20 protein-coding genes are annotated in these 21,529 nt (G+C 64.4%); 11 read left to right on the top strand and 9 right to left on the bottom strand.

What is annotated here, in order from left to right; translation table 11 throughout:
- Positions 1-7 precede the first annotated feature (7 nt).
- Positions 8-928: a bifunctional 5,10-methylenetetrahydrofolate dehydrogenase/5,10-methenyltetrahydrofolate cyclohydrolase gene (locus EJ077_RS24780; protein ID WP_208697046.1), complete on the bottom strand. Its 921-nt coding sequence runs from the start codon at positions 926-928 to the stop codon at positions 8-10.
- A 289-nt stretch (positions 929-1,217) separates the two neighbouring features.
- Positions 1,218-1,943 (bottom strand): L,D-transpeptidase, encoded by a 726-nt coding sequence (locus tag EJ077_RS24775; RefSeq protein ID WP_208697044.1) that lies wholly within the window; start codon positions 1,941-1,943, stop codon positions 1,218-1,220.
- A 213-nt stretch (positions 1,944-2,156) separates the two neighbouring features.
- On the opposite strand from EJ077_RS24775, the gene EJ077_RS24770 reads away from it, so the two are divergent.
- Positions 2,157-2,795, top strand: a complete 639-nt coding sequence (locus EJ077_RS24770) for a DNA-3-methyladenine glycosylase I (protein WP_208697042.1) — start codon at positions 2,157-2,159, stop codon at positions 2,793-2,795.
- Positions 2,796-2,876: 81 nt separating this feature from the next.
- On the opposite strand, the gene EJ077_RS24765 is transcribed toward EJ077_RS24770, so the two are convergent.
- Both EJ077_RS24765 and EJ077_RS24760 read right to left on the bottom strand, forming a co-directional pair.
- Complete coding sequence (locus EJ077_RS24765) at positions 2,877-3,266, bottom strand: hypothetical protein (RefSeq protein ID WP_208697040.1); 390 nt, start codon at positions 3,264-3,266, stop codon at positions 2,877-2,879.
- A gap of 51 nt (positions 3,267-3,317) precedes the next feature.
- A complete protein-coding gene (locus EJ077_RS24760; protein ID WP_208697037.1) occupies positions 3,318-3,569 on the bottom strand; it encodes a hypothetical protein in 252 nt (83 codons plus the stop codon).
- Between the two features lie 251 nt (positions 3,570-3,820).
- Here EJ077_RS24760 and hisS point away from each other — a divergent pair, with 251 nt between their 5' ends.
- The 4 genes from hisS (at position 3,821) to EJ077_RS24740 (ending at position 9,189) form a co-directional block, all read left to right on the top strand.
- On the top strand, positions 3,821-5,326 hold the full coding sequence (gene hisS, locus EJ077_RS24755) for a histidine--tRNA ligase (RefSeq protein WP_208697035.1): 1,506 nt from the start codon (positions 3,821-3,823) through the stop codon (positions 5,324-5,326).
- 176 nt (positions 5,327-5,502) lie between these two features.
- Positions 5,503-6,624: an ATP phosphoribosyltransferase regulatory subunit gene (locus tag EJ077_RS24750; RefSeq protein ID WP_208697033.1), complete on the top strand. Its 1,122-nt coding sequence runs from the start codon at positions 5,503-5,505 to the stop codon at positions 6,622-6,624.
- Complete coding sequence (gene hisG, locus EJ077_RS24745; protein WP_208697031.1) at positions 6,621-7,319, top strand: ATP phosphoribosyltransferase; 699 nt, start codon at positions 6,621-6,623, stop codon at positions 7,317-7,319. Before EJ077_RS24750 ends, hisG begins: the two co-directional genes overlap by 4 nt.
- A 97-nt stretch (positions 7,320-7,416) precedes the next feature.
- On the top strand, positions 7,417-9,189 hold the full coding sequence (locus EJ077_RS24740; RefSeq protein ID WP_208697030.1) for an AMP-binding protein: 1,773 nt from the start codon (positions 7,417-7,419) through the stop codon (positions 9,187-9,189).
- A gap of 7 nt (positions 9,190-9,196) precedes the next feature.
- Here EJ077_RS24740 and EJ077_RS24735 read toward each other — a convergent pair whose 3' ends face one another.
- Entirely contained in the window at positions 9,197-10,759 is a 1,563-nt protein-coding gene (locus EJ077_RS24735) for an alpha/beta hydrolase (RefSeq protein ID WP_245458543.1), read from the bottom strand.
- A 192-nt stretch (positions 10,760-10,951) separates the two neighbouring features.
- On the opposite strand from EJ077_RS24735, the gene EJ077_RS24730 reads away from it, so the two are divergent.
- Entirely contained in the window at positions 10,952-11,593 is a 642-nt protein-coding gene (locus EJ077_RS24730; protein WP_208697029.1) for a class I SAM-dependent methyltransferase, read from the top strand.
- Positions 11,594-11,608: 15 nt separating this feature from the next.
- Here EJ077_RS24730 and EJ077_RS24725 read toward each other — a convergent pair whose 3' ends face one another.
- Positions 11,609-12,283: a TetR/AcrR family transcriptional regulator gene (locus EJ077_RS24725; RefSeq protein WP_208697028.1), complete on the bottom strand. Its 675-nt coding sequence runs from the start codon at positions 12,281-12,283 to the stop codon at positions 11,609-11,611.
- 103 nt (positions 12,284-12,386) lie between these two features.
- A complete protein-coding gene (locus EJ077_RS24720) occupies positions 12,387-13,331 on the bottom strand; it encodes a nucleoside hydrolase (protein WP_208697027.1) in 945 nt (314 codons plus the stop codon).
- Positions 13,332-13,434: 103 nt separating this feature from the next.
- On the opposite strand from EJ077_RS24720, the gene EJ077_RS24715 reads away from it, so the two are divergent.
- The 4 genes from EJ077_RS24715 to EJ077_RS24700 all read left to right on the top strand — a co-directional run bounded on the left by EJ077_RS24715 (position 13,435) and on the right by EJ077_RS24700 (position 17,185).
- Positions 13,435-14,448: an isopenicillin N synthase family dioxygenase gene (locus EJ077_RS24715; protein ID WP_208697026.1), complete on the top strand. Its 1,014-nt coding sequence runs from the start codon at positions 13,435-13,437 to the stop codon at positions 14,446-14,448.
- Positions 14,449-14,526: 78 nt separating this feature from the next.
- Positions 14,527-15,384 carry an ABC transporter substrate-binding protein gene (locus EJ077_RS24710; protein ID WP_208697025.1) on the top strand — a complete coding sequence of 286 codons (858 nt, stop codon included), beginning with the start codon at positions 14,527-14,529 and terminating at the stop codon, positions 15,382-15,384.
- A 56-nt stretch (positions 15,385-15,440) separates the two neighbouring features.
- The gene (locus EJ077_RS24705) at positions 15,441-16,382 is read left to right on the top strand and encodes an amino acid ABC transporter permease (protein WP_208697024.1); all 942 of its coding nucleotides are present in this window, start codon (positions 15,441-15,443) and stop codon (positions 16,380-16,382) included.
- Positions 16,379-17,185, top strand: coding sequence for an amino acid ABC transporter ATP-binding protein (locus EJ077_RS24700; protein WP_281040181.1), 807 nt, complete (start codon positions 16,379-16,381; stop codon positions 17,183-17,185). Before EJ077_RS24705 ends, EJ077_RS24700 begins: the two co-directional genes overlap by 4 nt.
- A 19-nt stretch (positions 17,186-17,204) precedes the next feature.
- On the opposite strand, the gene EJ077_RS24695 is transcribed toward EJ077_RS24700, so the two are convergent.
- Positions 17,205-18,113, bottom strand: coding sequence for a hydrogen peroxide-inducible genes activator (locus EJ077_RS24695; RefSeq protein WP_208697023.1), 909 nt, complete (start codon positions 18,111-18,113; stop codon positions 17,205-17,207).
- 179 nt (positions 18,114-18,292) lie between these two features.
- Here EJ077_RS24695 and katG point away from each other — a divergent pair, with 179 nt between their 5' ends.
- Positions 18,293-20,494 (top strand): catalase/peroxidase HPI, encoded by a 2,202-nt coding sequence (gene katG / locus EJ077_RS24690; protein ID WP_208697021.1) that lies wholly within the window; start codon positions 18,293-18,295, stop codon positions 20,492-20,494.
- 68 nt (positions 20,495-20,562) lie between these two features.
- On the opposite strand, the gene EJ077_RS24685 is transcribed toward katG, so the two are convergent.
- Entirely contained in the window at positions 20,563-21,240 is a 678-nt protein-coding gene (locus EJ077_RS24685; protein WP_208697020.1) for an MIP family channel protein, read from the bottom strand.
- Between the last annotated feature and the right edge of the window lie 289 nt (positions 21,241-21,529).

Here is a 21,529-nt window from a genome sequence, read left to right as displayed (position 1 = left end):
TCCGGTGCTACTCAGCCGCGAGCCTGTCGGCGGTCCCATAGGTCGCCTCATAGAGCGCGCGCTGGCGGCTGAGCGCGACCATCGTGTTGCGCAGCAGGATGGCCACCGTGATCGGGCCGACGCCGCCTGGAACCGGGGTGATCCAGGAGGCCACGTGCTTGACGCTGTCGGTGTCGACGTCGCCGACGATGCGGCTGGTTCCGTCAGGCCCGATTTCGGAATTGATGCCGATGTCGATGACGGCCGCACCTGGCTTCACCATGTCGGCCTTGATCAGCCTTGGCTTGCCGACGGCGACGAACAGCGCGTCGGCGCGTCGCGCATGGGCGGCGACCGACCGCGTCATGTGATGACAGACAGTGACCGTCGCCCCTTCGCTCATCAACAGGAAAGCGATCGGCTTGCCGACGATTTCCGAATGGCCGACGATGACCACTTCCAGCCCCTTGAGGTCGAGACCGGTTTCCTTGAGCAACTCGACCGAAGCCGCGGCCGTGCAGGGCGCCAGGTCGAGCTGGTTGTACACGATGTTGCCGATCGAGGCCGGGTGCATGCCCTCGACATCCTTCAGCGGATGCACGGCCGCCTGCAGCGTCTTGACCGGGATATGCGCGGGAACCGGCCGCTGGATGATGATGCCGGTGACGCGCGGATCGGCGTTCAGCCCGTGGATGGCTGCTTCGAGTTCACCCGAGGTGATGGTGGCGGGAAAGCGCCGCTCCTCGAAATCGATGCCGGCGAGCTGAGCCTTGGCGCGCTGGTTCCGCACATAGACATCGACAGCGTCGGTATCGCCGACGGTGATCGAGATCAGCTTGGGCGGGAAACCCTCGGCCTTGGCAATGGCCGCGTCCTCGCGCACGGCGGCGATGATGCGCTGGGCGACCGGGCCGCCCTTGAGATAGCGGCTGTCGTCGGAGAGGGACATAGCTCGAACCTTTGGTGGGAAGATTGTGCACTGCAATAGCAGAGCATGGCCCGGAAATCAGCCCTGAAAGCGAAACACCGTGCCTCCGGGGCGACCTGTCGCACCGTGAAACGAAAAGGGCAGCCCGGTTACCCGTGCTGCCCTCTCGTGACTGGCCGTATCCCCACACGGCCCGTCCCCCGTTAACTCGCTGCCAGTCTAAGCACGTCTTCGAAAAGCGCGCTATGGCTTGAGGGCAACAGCGCGCAAAAACCTACTCAGCACTGCTTAACCGGCTGATTCGCTATCACTATATCACCTCGACCGTGGTTCCGACATTGACCCGCTCATAAAGGTCGACCACGTCCTCGTTGCGCATGCGGATGCAGCCCGACGACACCGCGCCGCCGATCGTCCAGGGCTGGTTGGTGCCGTGGATGCGGTACTCCGTCGTGCCGATATAGAGTGCGCGCGCGCCGAGCGGGTTTTCCATGCCGCCGGCCAGATAGGTCGGGAGGTAGCGGCCCTTGGCCGCCTCGCGCTTGATCATCTCCGCAGGCGGCCGCCAGTCCGGCCAGACGCGCTTGTTGGTGATCTTGTGCGTGCCCGACCATTCGAAGCCGGGTTTGCCGGTGCCGACGCCGTAACGCCGCGCCTTGCCGTTCTTCTCGACCAGATAGAGGAAATTCTGCGTGGTATCGATGACGATGGTGCCTGGCTTTTGGCCTCCATCATAAGCGACTTCCTGCGGCAGGTAGACCGGGTTGATCTGTGGGCGCATGACCATGCGCTTGGCCGGCGCCTGCACGCCCGCCGTCTGCACACGGTCGGGCTGCGCGGTGCCCTGACGCGGCTGCGCGGCCTGTCGGTTCTGCCGCACGATGCCCGGCGCATGGCCAAGCTGCAGCACCCAGGGCGCGGAAAGGTCGGGGCTCACCATCACCGGCGGCCTGTCGGTATAGCGGTCGTCGGCAAGGGAGGGCATGGCGCCTGCGGCAAGCACCGCCGCGCTGAACAACGGAAGCAGGAATTTCATCGGGGAACGCACCTTGATAGCCTGACACGCCGGGCGAGAACGCTCCCGGTTTGCGCGATCATTGGCGGCGAGCAGCAACCGAAACATGAATCGGAACGCGTAAAATGCGGTTCTGTCAGTAAACCTTTTGGTGTGGTTACCGCCGGGTTCAGGAATCTGGTAAAGCCACGGTAAAAGCAGCGCGGAAGCGCGTTAACGGATGGATCTCTTGAGATGAGCAATGAAAACACCGGCCTGCTTGCCGGTCCTGACGGTGTCGTGCGCTGCTTCTGGCATGGCAATCTGCCCGACTATCTGCACTATCACGACCATGAATGGGGCCGGCCGGTGGCCGACGACCGCAGGCTGTTCGAGAAGATCTGCCTCGAAGGGTTTCAGTCGGGGCTGTCGTGGCTGACCATTTTGCGCAAGCGGGAGAATTTTCGCGAGGCCTTCGCGGGCTTCGACTTCGACAAGGTCGCCGCCTTCACCGACAAGGATGTGGAACGCCTGCTCGGCAATGCCGGCATCATCCGCCATCGCGGCAAGATCGTCTCGACCATCAACAACGCCAAACGCGCCCGCGAAATGGTCGACGAGTTCGGCTCGCTGGCCGCCTGGTTCTGGAGGTTCGAACCCGGCAGTGAGGAGCGGCCGCAAACCGTCGACCTCGCCCATCTGCGCGCCAACCCGACCACCGCGGTTTCCGTGCGGATTTCGAAGGACCTGAAGAAGCGCGGCTGGACCTTCGTCGGCCCGACCACGGTCTACGCCTTCATGCAGGCCATGGGCTTGGTCAACGACCATCTCGAAGGCTGTGTATGCCGCAAGGAAGTCGAGAAGCAGCGGAAGGCTTTCAAGCGGCCGAAATAGCTGCCTTTTCCCCGTTCACGGGGAGAACGTGCTCGCAGGTAGGCGAGGGGCGGCGCGAACCTTCAAATGCTCGCGCTGCCATCACTTCTCGAACCGTCCCTTGTGCCCGCTGCCATTGATGTCCCACACCAGGCTGCGGCCTGAAATGCTCAGCACCAGGCCGCTGAAACCGCTGTCGTCGGGCGTATGATGCGTCGATGCCGAACTGCGTCCGGCGGGGATGACCTCGACAGTCGAGCCCTTCTTCAACCAGCAGCCCTTGCCGTACTGGTCGTTGGCGCCATAGGCGAGCATGAATTCGAAGCTGCCATCCTTCTTCAGCAGCAGTTCGGAGCCGACCTCCATGACGCCGCGCAGGTAGTAATGGCCGGCAAGGCCCCCGTCGCCCGGCTTGCAGCCGGCGGCGCTGGCCGGATTGGCCGCCCCAAGTAAAAACGCGCAGCCAAGCGCGTATGCGTAGCTCAGTTGCATGCTCAATCCCCCGATCAAGAATGAAAATCGCTTCCAGCGAAGCGGGTGGTTTCAGGTGCCGTTGGCGCCGGCCAGGAACAGCCCGGCGACGATTGCCGCCACGGTGGCCACTGTCGGATAGATCACCAGCAGGCCGGTCACCAGGGCGTCGCGCAGGGAAGATCCCTTGCCGGTGTCGGCGGGTACATCGAACGGCCCGGCCGCCTGGCCAGCCATTTTCGGTGCATGGGTGCCTGCCGGGCGCAGGCGTGCCGGCAGTTCGCCTGCCTTGCCATTGGCCTGGAATTCCGTTGCGCTGGTCATGTCCCGAACCCCTTCGTTTCGATGCGCTATATCGGCCGCGATTGTGTCGGCACAATGCCGCGCTCATGGCGGCATTGTTTCATTACTGGTGTGTTTTTGTTTCAGAGGGTTTCGATTCTTCCTGATCTCATCGGGTGCGCCGCGGGGCGCCAACCCTTGCCGCTCCCGGCTTCATCGGTTAGGAAACGCGCGCTGTGGAACGCGGTAGATTTACCGCGCCACGAAGTCATGAACCATCGGGTGCCCAGATTATGGCCGACAAATCGGAAAAGACGAAAGCGCGGCTGCCGCGCGGGTTTGCCGACCGCGGCGCTGATGACATCCGAGCCGTCGAGAAGATGATGGCGACGATCCGCTCGGTCTACGAGCTTTATGGCTTCGAGCCGGCCGACCAGCCGCTGATCGAATACACCGATGCGCTCGGCAAATTCCTGCCCGACCAGGACCGCCCGAACGAAGGCGTGTTCTCTTTCCAGGACGATGACGACCAGTGGCTGTCGCTGCGCTACGACCTGACAGCGCCCACCGCGCGCTTCGTCGCCGAGAATTTTGAACGCCTGCCCAAGCCATACCGCAGCTACCGGTCCGGCTGGGTGTTCCGCAACGAGAAGCCCGGTCCCGGCCGCTTCCGCCAGTTCATGCAGTTCGACGCAGATACGATCGGCACGCCGGGCGTTGCGGCGGATGCCGAGATGGCGATGATGATGGCCGACGTCATGGAGGCGCTCGGCATCAAGCGCGGCGACTACGTCATCCGCGTCAACAACCGCAAGGTGCTGGACGGCGTGCTTGAAGCGATCGGCCTTGGCGGCGAGGAGAATGCCGGTCGTCGGCTGACCGTGCTGCGCGCCATCGATAAGCTGGACAAGCTGGGTGCGGAAGGTGTCCGGCTTCTGCTTGGCCCAGGGCGCTGGGACGGCGGCAAGGAAGGCGAGGGTGACTTCGCCAAGGGCGCCGGGCTGAACGATACGCAAGCCGAGGCCGTTCTTCTGGCGACGGCGCGCAATGCGCAGGCCGGCCAGGATGCCAGCGTCAGCGGGAACGCGGTCTACCAGGAGGGCGTTGGCGAACTCGCAACGATCGAAGCCCTGGTCAGGGCCGCCGGATACGGCGAGGACCGCATCGCCATGGACCGTTCCGTCGTTCGCGGCCTTGAATATTACACAGGCCCCGTCTTCGAGGCCGAACTTCTGGCCGAAATCCCCAACGAGGACGGCCAGATCGTCCGCTTCGGCTCGGTCGGCGGTGGCGGCCGTTATGATGGACTGGTCTCCCGCTTTCGCGGTGAGCCGGTGCCGGCGACGGGCTTTTCCATCGGCGTTAGCAGGCTGATGACGGCGCTGAAGAACCTCGGCAAGCTCGACAGCGCCGCCGTGATCGCGCCGGTTGTCGTGCTGGTCATGGACAAGGACACGGAAAGCCTCGGCCGCTACCAGAAGATGGTGGCGGAACTGCGCGCCGCCGGCATCCGCTCCGAAATGTATCTCGGCGGCGCCGGCATGAAGGCGCAGCTCAAATATGCCGACCGTCGCGGCTGTCCGGTCGCCATCATCCAGGGCGGCGACGAGCGCGCCAAGGGTGAGCTGCAGATCAAGGACCTGATCGAAGGCGCGCGCATGTCCGCCGAAATCACCGACAATGCCGAATGGCGCGCGGCAAGGCCGGCGCAGGTGACGGTTGCGGAGAGTGAGCTGGTTCCCGAGGTCAGGAAGATCTTGGCGGCGCAGGCGGCAGACCGCACGAAGGGTGGCGCTTGAGCCCCCCTCTCTGGCCTGCAGGCCATCTCCCCCTCAAGGGGGAGATCAGCAGCTTCAAGTGCGGCGTTCTTTCTGCAACGTAGAGGATTGGCGAAAGCATTCGCGGCATCCAATCTCCCCCTTGAGGGGGAGATGTCCGGCAGGACAGAGAGGGGGGCCTCGCGCCCAACCTATCCATGACCTCCCGCTACCCCGCCATCTCGTCCGACATCATCGCGCTCTTCGCAACCCGCAACACGCATGCGGTCGAAGTCGCGGTACTGCAGCCGGCCGATCCGTTCCTAGACATGGCCGGCGAGGATCTGCGCCGACGCATCTTCCTTACGGAGAGCGAGACCGGGCAGACATTGTGCCTGCGGCCCGAATTCACCATTCCGGTCTGCCTCGACCACATAACCAGCCAGGCCGGAACGCCGCGCCGCTATTCCTATCTGGGCGAGGTGTTTCGCCAGCGCCGCGAGGGCGGCAATGAGTTCTTCCAGGCCGGCATCGAGGATCTCGGCGATCGCGACACGGCTGAAGCCGATGCCCGCTCTGTCGCTGACGCGCACGCACTGCTTTCGCTGGTGCTGCCCGGCCGGCCGCTGGTGGTCACGCTCGGTGATCAGGGCATCTTCGAGGCGGTGCTGGCGGCGCTTGGCCTGCCGCGCGGCTGGCGCATGCGGCTGGCGCGCGCCTTCGGCTCGGCGCCGATGCTGGAGGCGGCACTGGCCGATCTCGCTAATCCCCCGCGCAACGGCCAGCTCTCCGGCCCGGTCGCAGCGCTTGTCCTCGACGGCGATCTGGACGGTCTTTCCCAGCACATTGCCGGCGGCATGGAGCAGGCCGGCCTGTCGGCATCGGCCGGCCGTTCACCGTCGGACATCGCGCGGCGGCTGATCGAGAAGGCCGAGTTGCGCAGCGTGCGGCTGTCGAACGAGGCTTTCGCGGCGCTGAAGGGTTTTCTGGCGATCGACGTGGCGCTCGACGGCGCGGCGCAGGCGCTGGATTCCTTCGCCACTGGCGCCGGGCTTTCGTTGGGCGCGGCACTGGAAAAATTCGCGGCCCGCGCCAAGGCGATCGAGGCGCATGGCTTGCCGTCGGGAAAAATCCGCTACGACGCGGCCTTCGGCCGTCCGCTCGATTATTACACCGGCATGGTCTTCGAAATCACGGCCGCCAATGGCGAGCGTCCCCTCGCCGGTGGCGGCCGCTATGACAGGTTGCTGACGCTGCTCGGCGCCAAGACGGCGATCCCCGGTGTCGGTTTCTCTGTGTGGCTCGACCGCATCGAGGCGCTGCGGGAGACGGCACCATGATCACGCTGGCGATCCCGTCGAAAGGCCGGCTCAAGGAGCAGGCGCTGGAGGTGCTGGCCAAGGCGGGCCTTGGCGTCAGCCTGCCCGGCGACGAGCGCAAATATCACGCCCGCGTGGAGGGCCTGGACAATGTCGAAGTGGTCTTCCTGTCGGCCTCCGAAATATCGGGCGAGATAGGCCAGGGCGCGGTCGATCTCGGCATCACCGGCGAGGACCTGGTGCGGGAAAATCTCGCCGACTGGGAAGCGCGGGCCGAAATCGTCGCCCGTCTCGGCTTCGGCCATGCCGATGTCGTGGTCGCGGTCCCCGAGATTTGGCTCGATGTCGACACCATGGCCGATCTCGATGATGTTGCAGCCGATTTCCGCCAGCGCCATGGCCGGCGGCTCCGGATCGCCACCAAATACTGGCGCCTGACGCAGCAATTCTTTTCGCTCAAGCACGGCATCCAGGTCTATCGAATCGTCGAGAGCCTCGGGGCCACCGAAGGCGCGCCGGCGGCCGGCCTCGCCGACGTCATCGTCGACATCACCACCACGGGCTCGACGCTGCGCGCCAACCATCTCAAGGTGCTGGGCGATGGCCTCGTGCTGAAGTCGCAGGCCTGCCTGGTGGCGTCGAGGAAAGATCGCTCCGCCGCGGACGAGGCCGTCTTGCGGGATATAGCCGCGAGAATGACGGCGGCGGTTGGATAGCCTGCCTTCCCTCGCGGGAGAGTTCCACGACCATTGGCGGGATTTCCACCGTCCCGGCAGGCTGATAGGCTCGGTCCGTGCTGGGGAGGAGAGAGCGATGCCGGTCAATCTCGACGAGCTGAAGAACGCCACCAATCTGCGCGGACGCGGCGCGCGCTCCGGCATTGTCTTTGTCGCGCCCGTCGACGGCAAGGCGCATGTTTCGGGCGAGCGCAAGGTGCCCTTGCTGGAGGAGACCATTCCAGCCCTTTTCTCCGATACCGTCAGCAAATACGGCACGCTCGATGCCGCAATCTTCGTCGGCCAGGACAAGCGCTTCACCTGGAGCGAACTGTCGGACACCGTCGATGCGTTGGCCGCCGGCTTCCTGGCGCTCGGCCTGCGCAAGGGCGATCGCGTCGGCATCTGGTCGCCCAACCGCTGGGAATGGCTGGCGACGCAATTCGCCACCGCCCGCATCGGCCTGATCCTGGTCAACATCAATCCGGCCTACCGGCTGACCGAGCTGGAATATGCGCTGAACAAGGTCGGCTGCAAGGCCCTGGTGACGGCGGCGAGCTTCAAGACGTCGGACTATCTCGGCATGATCGAGACGCTGGCGCCGGAGATCGCCACGGCGACGCCGGGCAAGTTGAAGGCCGCGAAATTGCCGGCGCTGAGGATCGTCATCCGCATGGGCGAGGAGAACTCGCCAGGCATGTTCAATTTCGGCGACGTGCTGGCCATGGCCGGCCGCGACGAGCATGACAGCCTTGACCGCATCTCCGAGGGTCTGAAGCCGGGCGACGCGATCAACATCCAGTTCACCTCAGGCACGACGGGAGCGCCCAAGGGGGCGACGCTCACCCATCTGAACATCGTCAACAACGGCAATTTTGTCACCTCGGCCATCAAGCTCACCGTCGACGACCGGCTCTGCATCCCGGTGCCGCTCTATCATTGCTTCGGCATGTCGATGGGCACGATGGGTTGTGTGTCGAAGGGCGCGACCATGGTTTTCCCTTGCGAGGGTTTTGATCCCGGCCTGACGCTGAAGGCGATCGCGCAGGAGCGCTGCACCGGCCTCTACGGCGTGCCGACCATGTTCGTCGGCATGCTCGACCATCCGGATTTCTCATCCTTCGATCTCTCCAGCCTGCGCACCGGCATCATGGCGGGTTCGCCATGCCCGATCGAGGTGATGAAGAAGGTGGTGTCGCTAATGCATATGTCGGAGGTGACCATCGCCTACGGCATGACCGAGACTAGTCCGGTCTCGTTCCAGAGCAGCACCGACGATCCGCTGGAAAAGCGCGTATCGACGGTCGGGCGCATCCATCCGCATGTCGAGGTCAAGGCGGTCGATGCCGATGGCGCCACCGTTGCCGTGGGTGCGCCGGGCGAGCTTTGCACGCGCGGCTACTCGGTGATGAAGGGCTATTGGGACGACGACGAGAAGACCCGTGAGGCAATCGACACGGACGGCTGGATGCATACCGGCGACCTCGCCACCATCGACGCCGAGGGCTATTGCAACATTGTCGGCCGCGTCAAGGATATGGTCATCCGCGGCGGCGAGAACGTCTATCCCAGGGAGGTCGAGGAATTTCTCTACCGTCATCCCAAGGTGCGGGAAGTGCAGGTCTTCGGCATCCCGGATGCCAAATATGGCGAGGAGTTGTGCGCCTGGATCGTCCTCAAACCCGGCCAGGTCGCCACCGAACAGGAGATCAAGGCCTTCTGTGCCGGCCAGATCGCCCACTACAAGGTACCGCGCCACATTCGCTTCCGCACCGAATTGCCGATGACGGTGACCGGCAAGCCGCAGAAATTCCTGATGCGTCAGGCGATGGTGGAAGAGTTGGGACTGCTGGCACAGAAGACGGCGTGAGGCGGAATCAGCCGCGTCGTACAAAGGCACTGATGCTGTCGAGCAGCGAGTGCCGGTCGCCGACCCAGAACCAGTGGTCGTCGCCGTCGGCCTCGATGAACCGCGCGCCGGGAATCCTGGCCGCGAGGAAACGCCCGGCCTCGATGCGCACGGCGCGGTCGCCGGAACGGTGGAGGACCATTGTCGGGGCGGAGACTTTTGCCAGGAGGTGACGGACATCGGTATCCCGCAGCGCCTCCAGCAGGCCCGCGACCGCACCCGGGCTGGAGGCTGCCCTGAGCAGTCCGGCCCACCAGGTCCTCGCCTGACGGTCGCCAGCGAGGCTTGGGGCGAAGGTTTCGATTTCCGCCGGGCCACCCCAACCCGCGAGCAGGCGGTGCTTCCACAGATCATACTGCGCGGCGGTCAATGCGTGGGGATAGTCGGGTGCGCGGCTGCCTTTCGCGAGCGAACCCCAGAGAACAAGGCCGCTCAGCCGATCGGGATGCTCAACCGCGAAGCGGATACAGCCCGGCCCGCCCTCCGACGCACCGACCAGCAAGGCCCGGCGGCTGCCGGCCGCGTTCATGACCGCCAGAATATCCTGAGCCGTCGCCTCGACCGTGGGGCGGGCGCCGACCCGGTCTGAAAGCCCCATGCCGCGCCGGTCGAAGAGGATCAGGCGACCCAGGCGCGAAACCGCGGTCAGCCAGGCGCGGCAGCCCGGGTCTTCCCAGATACGCTCGACATGCGAAATGAAGCCGGGAACAAGCACGATGTCCGCCGGGCCGCCACCGACGATCTGGTACGCGATGTGGATGCCGTCCACCGCGACGTAACGCGTCCTGGGCACGTCCAAGGTAGCGTCCTGAGTCGGCTCGCGCAGCATGGCCAGCGTGGCGGGGTCCGGCGCGACGCCGAGTTCGTCCCGCAAGAGCCGGATGCACGTCTCGATCTGGCGCTCGGCCGCCGCCCTGTCCCCTGCGGCCAGGTGGACACGGATCAAGTGGCGGTGCGCGCTTTCGCTCAAGGGGTCGAGCGCCGTCAGCCGTGTCGCATGAACGACCGCGCCGCGCGGCTCGCCGCCGGCGATCTTGGCTTCGACGAGCCGCTCCAGCGTCTGCACCAGCCGGCCGCGCAAGGTCTCTCGCCGGAAGAAGATCCATTCTTCGAATTCCGGACTGTCCGGCAGCGAGAAGCCAGCGAGATAATCGTCGTTGTAGATGTCGGCTGCCTCGTCGAGAGAGCGGGAATTGCAGGCCTGCTCGAAAACCCTGGTGTCGATCTCGGCGGACAAGGCTGGGTGCAGGCTCAGCGAGACGCCTGTGGCGGCGATGATCTCTCTGCCGAACGCGATCCGGATTTTATAGAGGGTCCGCCGAAGGCGGGCGCGAGCGGCCTGTTCGTCGGTCTCGGGCCACAGAAGCGTGGCGACCACATCGCGCGCCACCGGCCCACCGGCCTCGGCCAGGTAGATGAGGAGCGCTGCCGCTTTGCGCAAGGCAAGTTCCACCCGCCGGCCGTTCAAGCGGAACTCCGGAAAACCCAGAAATCGGAATTCCAATCGCTCCATCGATCCGACCACGGCCATGCGGGGACGCTGAGGGGACGCCGGCCTTCTATCCATCTCGACGACATCGGACCGATCGGGCCCGATCATGAGACTCCCTTGGAGCGAGAAATGTCACTGGTCAATACTCCCACCCACCATTGCACTGCAGGGCCTGTTGCCGGCGGTGGCGCGCCTGTTGGTGCTGCCGGCGCAGGGCAAGGAGGCTGAGACATGTGCCAATCCTGTCTCTCCTGGTACGCGCGCTGCATGGCTCCCTACTTCGTCCATGTCGGCTGTTCAGCCCGCGCATTCACGCATATGCGACGGCGCCTGATCCCACGGGCAGACGGCGTTGTCGTCGAGGTCGGTTTCGGGTCCGGCCTGAACCTTCCCTATTACGACGCCGGCAGGGTGAAGCGGCTGGTCGGCGTCGATCCCGACGGCACGATGCTCGGCCTGGCCGAACCGAAGAGCCGTTCCTTGCCATTCAATGTCGACTGTATCCGGGCCGGCGGTGAAAGGCTGCCGTTGACCGACACCTTCGCCGACACGGTTGTCGTCACCTACGCCTTCTGCACCATTCCCGACCCCGAGGCGGCGCTGACCGAGATCCGGCGCATCCTGAAGCCCACGGGCCGGCTGATCTTCATCGAGCACGGCCAGGCCGAGGGGCCGCGCTGCCGCAAATGGCAGGAGCGTCTGAACCGGCCCTGGGGCCGACTCGCCGGCGGCTGCCACCTCAACCGCGATCCATTGCACCTGATCCGGGCGGCGGGCTTCCATGTCGTCGAAGCGGAGCGTGAACGGTTCCGGCTACCCTTCTGGCAGTTGGGAAGCCACCATGCCGGCATCGCGATACCCCCAGCGGGCTGATGCGCCTTCGCCCAGCTATCGCCGCCCACCGCGTATTTCCACCGGCCTCGGCGCCGAACCCGGCTCCTGGACCAGCGGGCCGAGCAGCACTTCGCCGAACAGCGGCTGGTAGCTTCGGCGCACCGCCGGGTCTTCCTTGAAGGACAGAGCGTATTGGCCGATCTGGTGGAAATAGGTGATGCGAGCCCTGACCAGGCTCTCGTCCTCGGGATAACCCATGGCGCGGAAGGAACGGATCAGGAGCTCGATACGCAGGTCGTCGATATCCTTGACTTCCCGCGCCAGCTTTTTCGAGGTTCGCGACCAGTCGCGCACGGCGAGGTCGAGCAGGGGACTGAACGGGGCCTCGTCGACCCAGACATGCACGATGTCGGTGAAGAACTGCAGGCCGTCTATGTCGCGTAGCTCGCGCATCGCCCAGAAGGGCTGGCAATTGATGTCCCGCCATTCCTGCAGCAGTCCGTCGCGAAGATCGGCCAGGCTGGTGAAATGGAAATAAAAGCTGCCGCGCGTCACCTTGAACTGCTTGGCGAGGCGGTCGATCTTGACCTCGCCGATGCCGTGCTTCTCCAGCACCTTGCGCGCCGCCGATATCCAGGCCTCGCGGCTCAACGTCTGCCGCGCCGCCTTCGCGGGCGCGGCGGCTTTGGGCGGTCTCTTGCCTCTGGCAGGGGCGCTGTCGGCTCTCATGTGGTCAAGACCTTCATCGCCATGCTCAACGCCTGCAATCCGTTTGCCGGCTCCTATGAGCTTGGCGACTCAACAAGTGTCCATCTATCGCGGAAGGCGCAACTCAGGGCAATGCGCTTATCCGCTCCAGCATGAGTTCGAAGAACGGCGCCGGATCGATGCGCCGCAGCACATTGCAGTTCTTGCGCCGGCCGGTGACGTGCCACCAGTCGACGACGGTCATGCCGATCGTCTCCGGCGAAACGATGTCGACCGTCACCGCGCACTGGCGCTGTTCATAGATTTGCGGCGCCAGGAGATAACCTGTCACGCAGGCATCGTGGATCGGGCGCGCCGGCGTTTCGAATTTGTGGGTGCCGTACTGGCGGTAGAAGTCGGCCAGGTTCGCGGCCTCGATCGCGGCGCGGCTGCCGGTGGCGCGCAGGCGGTCCAGCCATTCGGGCGTCATCAGCGCTGTGTAGGTGCAGTCGATGCCCGCCATGGTCACCGGCACGCCGCTGTCGAACACCTTGTGCGCGGCGTGCGGGTCGACGAAGATGTTGAACTCGGCGGCCGGCGTGACGTTGCCGCCCTGGAAGAAGCCGCCGCCCATCAGCACCACTTCGCGCAGCCGAGGCGCGATCCTCGGCTCCATGGTCATCGCCATGGCCAGATTGGTCATCGGCCCGAGCGTGCAGACGGTCAATTCGCCTTCAGGCGCGTCCATGATCGCGCGCACCATGTAGTTGACCGCATGTTCGTCCTGCAGCGGCGTCACTGGCTCGGGAAGGTCGGCGCCGTCGAGGCCGGTTTCGCCGTGGACATATTCGGCGGTGATCAACTTGCGCACCATCGGAGCCGGACAGCCGGCATAAACAGGCACATCCGGCCGCCCTGCAAGCTCGGCGACCTTGAGCGCATTCTTCGAGGTCAGTGCAAGCGGCACGTTGCCGCCGACCGTGGTGATGCCGACCACGTCGAGTTCATCGGGCGACCCCAGCGCGAAGAGGATTGCAAAGGCGTCGTCCTGGCCCGGATCGGTGTCGATGATGATCTTGCGTGGTGCCATGATGCCGCGTCCTTCTTTTTGCGATCGAAAGCCTATTGATGAGGCCGTTCGGATGTGTAGAAATACAGTACTGTATCTTATGTTCAAGACAGGGTGTTCGAAAATGGATGCACAAGAGCGCGGCGATTTTTCCGAAATTCCGATCCTCGACGTCTCGGCGCTCTATGGCGACGACGAAGCCGCGATCCGGGCAACGGCGGCGACACTGCGCCGCTATCTCGAGACGATCGGCTTCCTCTATGTCACCGGCCACCCCATTCCGCGCGCCGATGTCGAAGCGGTCCGCGAGGCCTCCAAGCGTTTCTTTGCCTTGCCCGAGGAGGAGAAGGCCAAGCTGAAGATCGACAAGAATTTCCGCGGCTTCCTGCCCTTTGCCGGCTCGACCATCGTGACCTCGTCGGTGGCGGCCGTCAGCAAGCCGAACCAGAGCGAATCGATCTTCTTCATGCACGAGGTCGGCGCCGACGATCCCCGGGCTTTGGCCGGCAAGCCGTTGCAAGGTCCCAACCAGTGGCCTGACGAGGCCGCTCTTGCCGGCTTCAGGGAGACCATCGAGCGCTATGTCCAGGCGATGGGTACGCTCGCCCGCAAGATGGTGCGCGCCATCGCGCTCTCGCTCGGGCTGCCCTCCGACAGCCTTGACCGCTATTTCGAGCAGCCGACGACCTTCCTGCGGCTGCTGCACTATCCGACGCAACCCCAGGAAGAGGGCCTCTTCGGCTCGGCTCCCCACACCGACTATGGCTTCATCACCCTGTTGGCGCAGGACAATGTCGGCGGCCTCGAGGTCAAGAACAAGGCCGGCGACTGGGTTCCAGCGCCTCCGGTCCCGGATTCCTTCGTCATGAATGTCGGCGACATCCTGGCGCGCTGGTCCAACGACCAGTTCGTCTCGACGCCGCACCGCGTCATCAACCGCTCCGGACGCGAGCGCTATTCGCAGCCCTTCTTCTTCGATCCGTCCATGGATGAAACGATCGCCGCACTTCCGGTCTGCGTGCCGGCCGGCACACAGCCGAAATACGAGCCGGTACTCTATGGCGATTACCTGATGGAGCGCATCGACAAGAATTATCACTACCGCAAGAAGAAGGCGGCCGAAGCAGCCGCTTCGTAAGGGATGCCGAGCCCGTGCCGGCCACCGGCCCGGGCTCTGCCGTGAAGACCGTAAACAGGACAAGAAAGGGGAACAGCAATGAACAGATACCTGCGAATGACCAGCCTTGCGCTGGCGGTCTCCGCCACCGTCTGGGGCGGGGTTTCCAAAGCCGCCGATGTGCCGAAATCCGCTGAGGTGAAGCAGAGCGGAACGCTCGCCGTCGCCAACACGCTGGACTTCGCGCCGTTCGAATATCTCGACGCCGACGGCAAGCAGACCGGCATCATCATCGAACTCGCCGGCGAGGTGGCCAAGCTCGTCGACGCCAAGCTCGATATCCAGCGCACGCCGTTTCCGTCGATGATCCCGGGCCTCGCTGCCGGCCGTTTCAAGATCGCCTGGGAGACCTTCTCGGCCACGCCGGAGCGCCTGAAGCAGGTCGATTTCGTCATGTTCCTGAAGGCGGGCCTGGCCGTCTCGACGTCACCCGACAAGAAGGCGAGCTTCAGCGGCGACACGCCGCTCTGTGGCAAGCGCATCGGCGTCTCGGCCGGCAGTGCTTCGGATTTCCTGGTCGACAAGCTCGGCAAGGAATGCACCGATAAAGGCCAGAAGGCGATCGAAAAGTCGGTGTTCAATTCCTCCACCGATATCGTCCAGGCCGTGCTTTCGGACCGCGTCGACGCGCGTATGGACGATGCCACGGCATCCAGCTATTTCGAGGTGACGAGCAAAGGGCAACTGGTGGTCCTGCCGACGCTCTACGAAGTCGCGCCACTCGGCATGGCGATCGCCAAGGACGACAAGGAGACCGCCGGCATGATGGTGGCTGCACTTGCCGAACTGTTCAAGAACGGCACGTACAAGGCTATCCTGGAGAAGTACGGCATGGGTGCCTACGCGATCAAGGAACCCTATTTCGTCGGCTCCATGGACGCGCTTCGCGCCGAATAGAGACTACCGGCGTCTGATGCTTCATCAGGCGCCGGCCCGCAACCTGGAGACATCCGATGGGCGTGGCCCACCCGACCGAGATCGGCATCGAGCCGGGCGCCGCCGCCGCCGTGTCACGGCTGATCGTCGTGCCGCAGCGCCGCTATGGCATCTGGATCGGCACGGCGTTCGCCCTGCTGCTGGCCTTCCTGATCATTCGCGCCTTCGCCAGCAACCCGGCCTTTGCCTGGGGCACAGCCGCCGGCTACCTGTTCCATCCCTCGATCATGCGCGGCCTGGGCAACACGCTGATGCTTACCGTCATCATCATGATGCTGGCGATCGTGGTCGGCACCGTCATCGCCATCATGCGGGTGTCGCCGAGCCCGGTACTGCGCGCCTTTTCCGGCGTCTATGTCTGGTTCTTCCGGGGTGTCCCGGCCCTGATTCAGCTGATCTTCTGGTTCAACCTGTCGCTGTTGGTGCGCGAGATCTCGCTGACGCTGCCGTTCCTCGGCACGCTGTTTTCAGTGCGCACCAATGATTTCATGACCCCGTTCTTTTCTGCCGTGGTGGCGCTTTCGCTGTGCGAGGCCGGCTACATGGCCGAGATCATCCGCGCCGGCATCAAGTCGGTGCCGTCCGGCCAGTCGGAAGCGGCGAGCGCGCTCGGTATGCCCTATCGCATGATCCTGAAGCGCATCACCTTGCCGCAAGCCATGCGCTTCGTGCTGCCGCCGACCGGGAATGAGGCGATCAACCTCCTGAAGATGACCTCGCTGGTGACGTTCATCGCCGTCGATGACCTGTTCTATACGGCGCAAAGCATCTACGCCCGAACCTTCGAGACGATCCCACTGCTGATCGTGGTCGCGTTCTGGTATCTCGCCGTGGTCAGCATCATGTCGGTCGGGCAGCATTTCCTGGAGCGCCATTTCGGCCGCAGCGATATCCGTCGCGATCCCCTGACGATGCGCGCCTTGCGCAACGCCATCAGCCTGAGCGGCATTGCCCGATGAGCGATGTGAAATCCGAAAATCGTGCCCGCTTCGGCGTGCCGGCCAACTCCATGGTGTTCGCGCGCGGCGTACGCAAGACCTATGGCCAGCTTGAAGTTCTCAAAGGCGTCGACCTCGATGTGCCGGAGGGATCGGTCGCCTGTATCATCGGCCCGTCGGGGTCCGGCAAGAGCACGTTCCTACGCTGCATCAACCATTTGGAAAAGCTCAGCGGCGGCATCCTGCTCGTCGACAGCCAGTTCGTCGGTTACGACCTCCAGGGCGACAAGCTCTATGAGGTGAAGGACGATCTTCTGTGCCGGCGCCGCGCCGAGATCGGCATGCTGTTCCAGTCGTTCAACCTGTTCTCCCACATGACCGTGATGGAGAACCTGATCGAGGCGCCGACGCAGGTGCGGCGAATCCCGCTGGACCAGGCAAAGGCCGAGGCGGAGGTGCTGCTGCGGCGTGTCGGCCTTGCCGACAAGGTCGACCGCTATCCGCGCGAATTGTCCGGCGGTCAGCAGCAGCGTGTCGCGATCGCGCGCGCCATGGCGATGAAGCCCAAGGTGCTGCTCTTCGACGAGCCGACGTCGGCGCTCGATCCGGAACTGGTCGGCGAAGTTCTGCAGGTCATGCGCGACCTTGCCGAGAGCGGCATGACGATGGTCGTCGTCACCCACGAGATCGGCTTCGCCCGCGAGATCGGCGACCAGCTCGTTTTCATGGACGGCGGCGTGATCGTCGAACGCGGCGCGCCGCGCGAGATGATCGCCAATCCGACATCGCCGCGCACCCGGGAGTTCCTGTCGCGGGTGCTGTAGCGCCCGGTTAGACCCGCTCTCAGCCCGCCAGCACCGCCGCGCCGAGGCCCCGGATAATCTTCGCCAGCTCGACGCATTCGCCATGCCGCGCATTGTTGCGCCGCCACGCAAGGCAGATCATGCGCTGCGGCATCGGCTCCTGGAACGGCACGATCTTGAGGTCGGGGATAGTGCCGGCGGGGCCGGCCGCCATTTCGGGGATGAGTGTGACGCCGAGCCCGTGCGCGACCATCTGCAGGAGCGTGGTCAGGCTGGTGGCGCCGTAGCTTGCCATCGCCACCGGTCGCACATTGCCGCAGACGGCCAGCGCCTGTTCGCGCAGGCAATGGCCTTCTTCCAGCAACATCAGTCTTTCCAGCGCCGGGCTCTCGGGTGGAACCGGCGGCGAGGCAAAGGCCGGATCGGCTGATGGCACGGCCAGGAAGAACCGGTCGGGAAACAGCGCCTCGGTGATCAGCCCGGGATGGTCGAGCGGAAGTGCCGCGATGAAGGCATCGAGTTTTCGCGATGCGGTGTCCTCGACCAGGGAGGTGGTGACCGCCTCGCGCAACTCGAGCAGCAAGGCCGGGAAATGTTTCTTCAGTTCGGGCAGGGCACGCGGCAGAAGATAGGGCGCGACGGTAGGGATGATGCCCAGCCGGAAGCGTCCTTCCATGGCCGTGCGGCCGCGCCGGGCCGTCGTTTCCACGTCACGTATGTCGGCCAGGATGCGCTCGATGCGGGGCAACAGAGCGATCGCTTCGTCCGTCATGCGCACCGACCTGCCGCCGCGCTCGAACAGCCGGCAGTTCAGCCGTTGCTCCATTTCGGCGATCTGGGAGGACAGCGCGGGCTGGCTGACGCCGGCAAGTTTCGCCGCACGCCCGAAATGCAGCGTTTGCGCCAGCGCGTCGAAATAGTGCATCTGGCGAACTGTCAATCCGATCATGCAGTCAAGCCTGTCATAAGAAAATCCTATCGAAATAAACAGGAAAGGCAATTTGTTTTTATCGTCAGTGTGGCCTAGTCTGGAACCGTTCCAGATTGGCGCGGGCCGCTGGCCGCCCCCAAAATCTCGGCAAAAATCAACCTCGGCAGAATCAAACCTCGGCAAAATTGGAGTGAGAGATGGACGCGAAAACCGACGATAACAGCGCGGGCAAATGCCCTGTGGCGCATGGGTCCGCCGGCCGGACCAACCGTGACTGGTGGCCGAACCAGCTCGACCTCGGGGTTCTCCATCAGCAGTCGAACCTGTCCGACCCGATGGGCGAGGACTTCGACTATGCCAAGGAATTCGCTAGCCTCGATCTCGATGCGGTCATCAAGGACCTGCACCAGGTGATGACGGACTCGCAGGACTGGTGGCCGGCCGACTTCGGCCACTACGGTCCGCTGTTCATCCGCATGGCCTGGCACAGCGCCGGCACCTACCGCATTGGCGACGGCCGCGGCGGCGCCGGAGCGGGCCAGCAGCGTTTCGCGCCGCTCAACAGCTGGCCGGACAACGCCAATCTCGACAAGGCGCGCCGCCTGCTTTGGCCAGTCAAGCAGAAATACGGCCGCAAGATCTCCTGGGCCGACCTGCTGATCCTCACCGGCAATGTCGCGCTGGAATCGATGGGCTTCAAGACCTTCGGTTTCGCCGGCGGGCGCGCCGACGTCTGGGAGCCCGAGCAGGACGTGGACTGGGGTTCGGAAACCAAATGGCTCGGCGACGAGCGCTATTCGGGCGACCGTGAACTTCGCGGCCATCTAGGCGCCGTGCAGATGGGCCTGATCTACGTCAATCCTGAAGGGCCGAACGGCAAGCCCGATCCGCTGGCCTCGGCCCGCGATATCCGGGAAACCTTCGCGCGCATGGCCATGAACGACGAGGAAACCGTGGCGCTGATCGCCGGCGGCCACACTTTCGGCAAGACCCATGGCGCCGGCGATGCCTCGCTGGTGGGCGCGGAGCCGGAAGGTGCCGGCATCGAGGCGCAGGGCCTTGGCTGGTCGAGCAAGCATGCCTCGGGCATTGCCGGCGACGCCATCACGTCGGGCCTCGAAGTCACCTGGACGACGACGCCGACCAAGTGGAGCAACAACTTCTTCGACAATCTGTTCAACTATGAATGGGAACTGACGAAGAGCCCGGCAGGCGCCCATCAGTGGACGCCGAAGGGCGGCGCCGGTGCCGGCACGGTGCCGGATGCGCACAATTCCTCGAAGCGTCACGCGCCGGCCATGCTGACCACCGACCTCGCGCTGCGGGCAGACCCGGCCTACGAGAAGATCTCGCGGCGTTTCCACCAGCATCCGGATCAGTTCGCCGACGCCTTCGCCCGCGCCTGGTTCAAGCTGACCCACCGCGACATGGGCCCGGTCGTGCGCTATCTCGGCCCGTTGGTGCCGAAGGAAGAGCTGATCTGGCAGGACCCGATCCCCGCGATCGATCATGAACTGGTCAGCGACCAGGACATCGCATCGCTGAAAGCCAAGATCCTGGCCTCCGGCCTGTCGGTTTCCGAACTGGTCTCGACTGCCTGGGCCTCGGCTTCGACCTTCCGCAACTCCGACAAGCGCGGCGGCGCCAACGGTGCCCGCATCCGGTTGGCGCCGCAGAAGGACTGGGCTGTCAATGAGCCGGCCCAATTGTCGAAGGTGCTAGCCAAGCTCGAGGCCATCCAGAAGGAGTTCAATACCGGCGGCAAGAAGGTCTCGCTGGCCGACCTGATCGTTCTCGGTGGCGTCGCCGCGGTCGAGAAGGCCGCGAAGGACGGCGGCAACGACGTGAAGGTGCCGTTCACGCCAGGCCGCATGGATGCCTCGCAGGAGCAGACGGACGTCCATTCTTTTGCCGCGCTCGAGCCGAAAGTCGACGGCTTCCGCAACTATGTCAGGGGCAAGCAGCCCATGTCGGTCGAAGCCATGCTGGTCGACCGGGCGCAGTTGCTGGGCCTGACGGCGCCGGAGCTGACGGTGCTTGTCGGCGGTCTGAGGGTGCTTGGTGCCAACACTGGGCAGTCAAAGCATGGCGTGTTCACCGACAGGCCGGGTACGCTCACCAACGACTTCTTCGTCAACCTGCTCAGCATGAGCACGCTGTGGGATCCGGCCGCCGGCTCCGAGCCGGGCTCGGAAGAGGTCTACGAGGCGCGCGACCGCAAGACCAAGGCGGTCAGGTGGACCGGCACCCGTGCCGATCTGATCTTCGGCTCGCACGCACAATTGCGTGCATTGGCCGAAGTCTATGGGTCCGGGGACGCCAGGCAGAAATTCGCCAGGGATTTCGTTGCGGCATGGACCAAGGTGATGAACGCCGATCGCTTCGATATCGCCGCCTGATCCGAACTTAGGACCTACAAAAAAGGCGCGGGCCATGGCCCGCGCCTTTTGCATTCGGGCTTTGGAAATCAATCCTTCTCGAAGACACGCGCCTTGGCGACGACGCCGGCAATGGCGCCGCCGATCAACGGCGCGACGATGAACAGCCAGAGCTGGCTGAGCGCGGCACCGCCGGTAAACAGCGCCGGACCGATGGAGCGCGCCGGATTGACCGAGGTGCCGGTGACCGGGATCATGGCGAAGTGAATGCCAGCCAGCGTCAGGCCGATGACCAGACCGGCAAAAGCCGTCGAGTGCCTTTCAGCGGTGACGCCGAGGATCACAGTGACGAAGGTGAAGGTGCCGATCAGTTCCCACAGGAACGCCGAACTCATGACCCATTTCGTCTCGTCCCAGCCATTGGCGCCGAAGCCGCCGGTGTGGCCGCCGGCCTGGCCGGAAACGATGATCCACAATGCCAGCGAGGCGATGATGGCGCCGATGATCTGCGCGATCCAATAAGGGATGACGTCCTTGGCGGGCAGCCGGCCGGCAAGGAAGACGCCGAGCGTCACCGCCGGATTGAGGTGCGCGCCCGAAATCGGGCCGATCGCATAGGCCGCCGCGATGAGGCCGATGCCGAATGCTAGGCCGATGCCCTCCTGACCAAGCGGCAGCGCGCCGCCGAAGCCGCCCGTCACCACGGACGCCGTACCGATGAACACCAACAGAAATGTGCCTAGAACTTCCGCCAGATAAGTCTTCATTGCCCTCTCCTCGTGACGATCCGCCGGTACACGGTTTCCGCGCCGCGAATCATGGCGGCAAGAGTATTCCCAACCGAAAAACTTGGAAAGCAGAGCGGTTGCGCCACAAGCCGTGCTTGCAGTCGCCAGTTGCGAACATTAGAGACCTTTCATCTATTGATCGATCTGCTTTCGCGGACCGTGGAGATTTATTGGTCGGCTTGATCCGTGGGCGTGATCAGCAGTGTCTCGGCGGTGCGCGATGGAGCGGGGTTCAATCCGGGCGTGAAAGGCTCTAAGAGCAGGCTCT

It is taken from the genome of Mesorhizobium sp. M8A.F.Ca.ET.057.01.1.1, from assembly GCF_003952565.1.
GTDB lineage: Bacteria > Pseudomonadota > Alphaproteobacteria > Rhizobiales > Rhizobiaceae > Mesorhizobium.
The sequence above is the reverse complement of the archived record's forward strand: the minus strand, read 5'-3'. Positions and strand labels throughout refer to the sequence as shown.

Coding starts and splice junctions, on each gene's coding strand:
- EJ077_RS24780 (WP_208697046.1), bottom strand. CDS start 928: ATGTCCCTCTCCGACGACAGCCGCTATCTCAAGGGCGGCCCGGTCGCC.
- EJ077_RS24775 (WP_208697044.1), bottom strand. CDS start 1,943: ATGAAATTCCTGCTTCCGTTGTTCAGCGCGGCGGTGCTTGCCGCAGGC.
- EJ077_RS24770 (WP_208697042.1), top strand. CDS start 2,157: ATGAGCAATGAAAACACCGGCCTGCTTGCCGGTCCTGACGGTGTCGTG.
- EJ077_RS24765 (WP_208697040.1), bottom strand. CDS start 3,266: ATGCAACTGAGCTACGCATACGCGCTTGGCTGCGCGTTTTTACTTGGG.
- EJ077_RS24760 (WP_208697037.1), bottom strand. CDS start 3,569: ATGACCAGCGCAACGGAATTCCAGGCCAATGGCAAGGCAGGCGAACTG.
- hisS (WP_208697035.1), top strand. CDS start 3,821: ATGGCCGACAAATCGGAAAAGACGAAAGCGCGGCTGCCGCGCGGGTTT.
- EJ077_RS24750 (WP_208697033.1), top strand. CDS start 5,503: ATGACCTCCCGCTACCCCGCCATCTCGTCCGACATCATCGCGCTCTTC.
- hisG (WP_208697031.1), top strand. CDS start 6,621: ATGATCACGCTGGCGATCCCGTCGAAAGGCCGGCTCAAGGAGCAGGCG.
- EJ077_RS24740 (WP_208697030.1), top strand. CDS start 7,417: ATGCCGGTCAATCTCGACGAGCTGAAGAACGCCACCAATCTGCGCGGA.
- EJ077_RS24735 (WP_245458543.1), bottom strand. CDS start 10,759: ATGGCCGTGGTCGGATCGATGGAGCGATTGGAATTCCGATTTCTGGGT.
- EJ077_RS24730 (WP_208697029.1), top strand. CDS start 10,952: ATGTGCCAATCCTGTCTCTCCTGGTACGCGCGCTGCATGGCTCCCTAC.
- EJ077_RS24725 (WP_208697028.1), bottom strand. CDS start 12,283: ATGAGAGCCGACAGCGCCCCTGCCAGAGGCAAGAGACCGCCCAAAGCC.
- EJ077_RS24720 (WP_208697027.1), bottom strand. CDS start 13,331: ATGGCACCACGCAAGATCATCATCGACACCGATCCGGGCCAGGACGAC.
- EJ077_RS24715 (WP_208697026.1), top strand. CDS start 13,435: ATGGATGCACAAGAGCGCGGCGATTTTTCCGAAATTCCGATCCTCGAC.
- EJ077_RS24710 (WP_208697025.1), top strand. CDS start 14,527: ATGAACAGATACCTGCGAATGACCAGCCTTGCGCTGGCGGTCTCCGCC.
- EJ077_RS24705 (WP_208697024.1), top strand. CDS start 15,441: ATGGGCGTGGCCCACCCGACCGAGATCGGCATCGAGCCGGGCGCCGCC.
- EJ077_RS24700 (WP_281040181.1), top strand. CDS start 16,379: ATGAGCGATGTGAAATCCGAAAATCGTGCCCGCTTCGGCGTGCCGGCC.
- EJ077_RS24695 (WP_208697023.1), bottom strand. CDS start 18,113: ATGATCGGATTGACAGTTCGCCAGATGCACTATTTCGACGCGCTGGCG.
- katG (WP_208697021.1), top strand. CDS start 18,293: ATGGACGCGAAAACCGACGATAACAGCGCGGGCAAATGCCCTGTGGCG.
- EJ077_RS24685 (WP_208697020.1), bottom strand. CDS start 21,240: ATGAAGACTTATCTGGCGGAAGTTCTAGGCACATTTCTGTTGGTGTTC.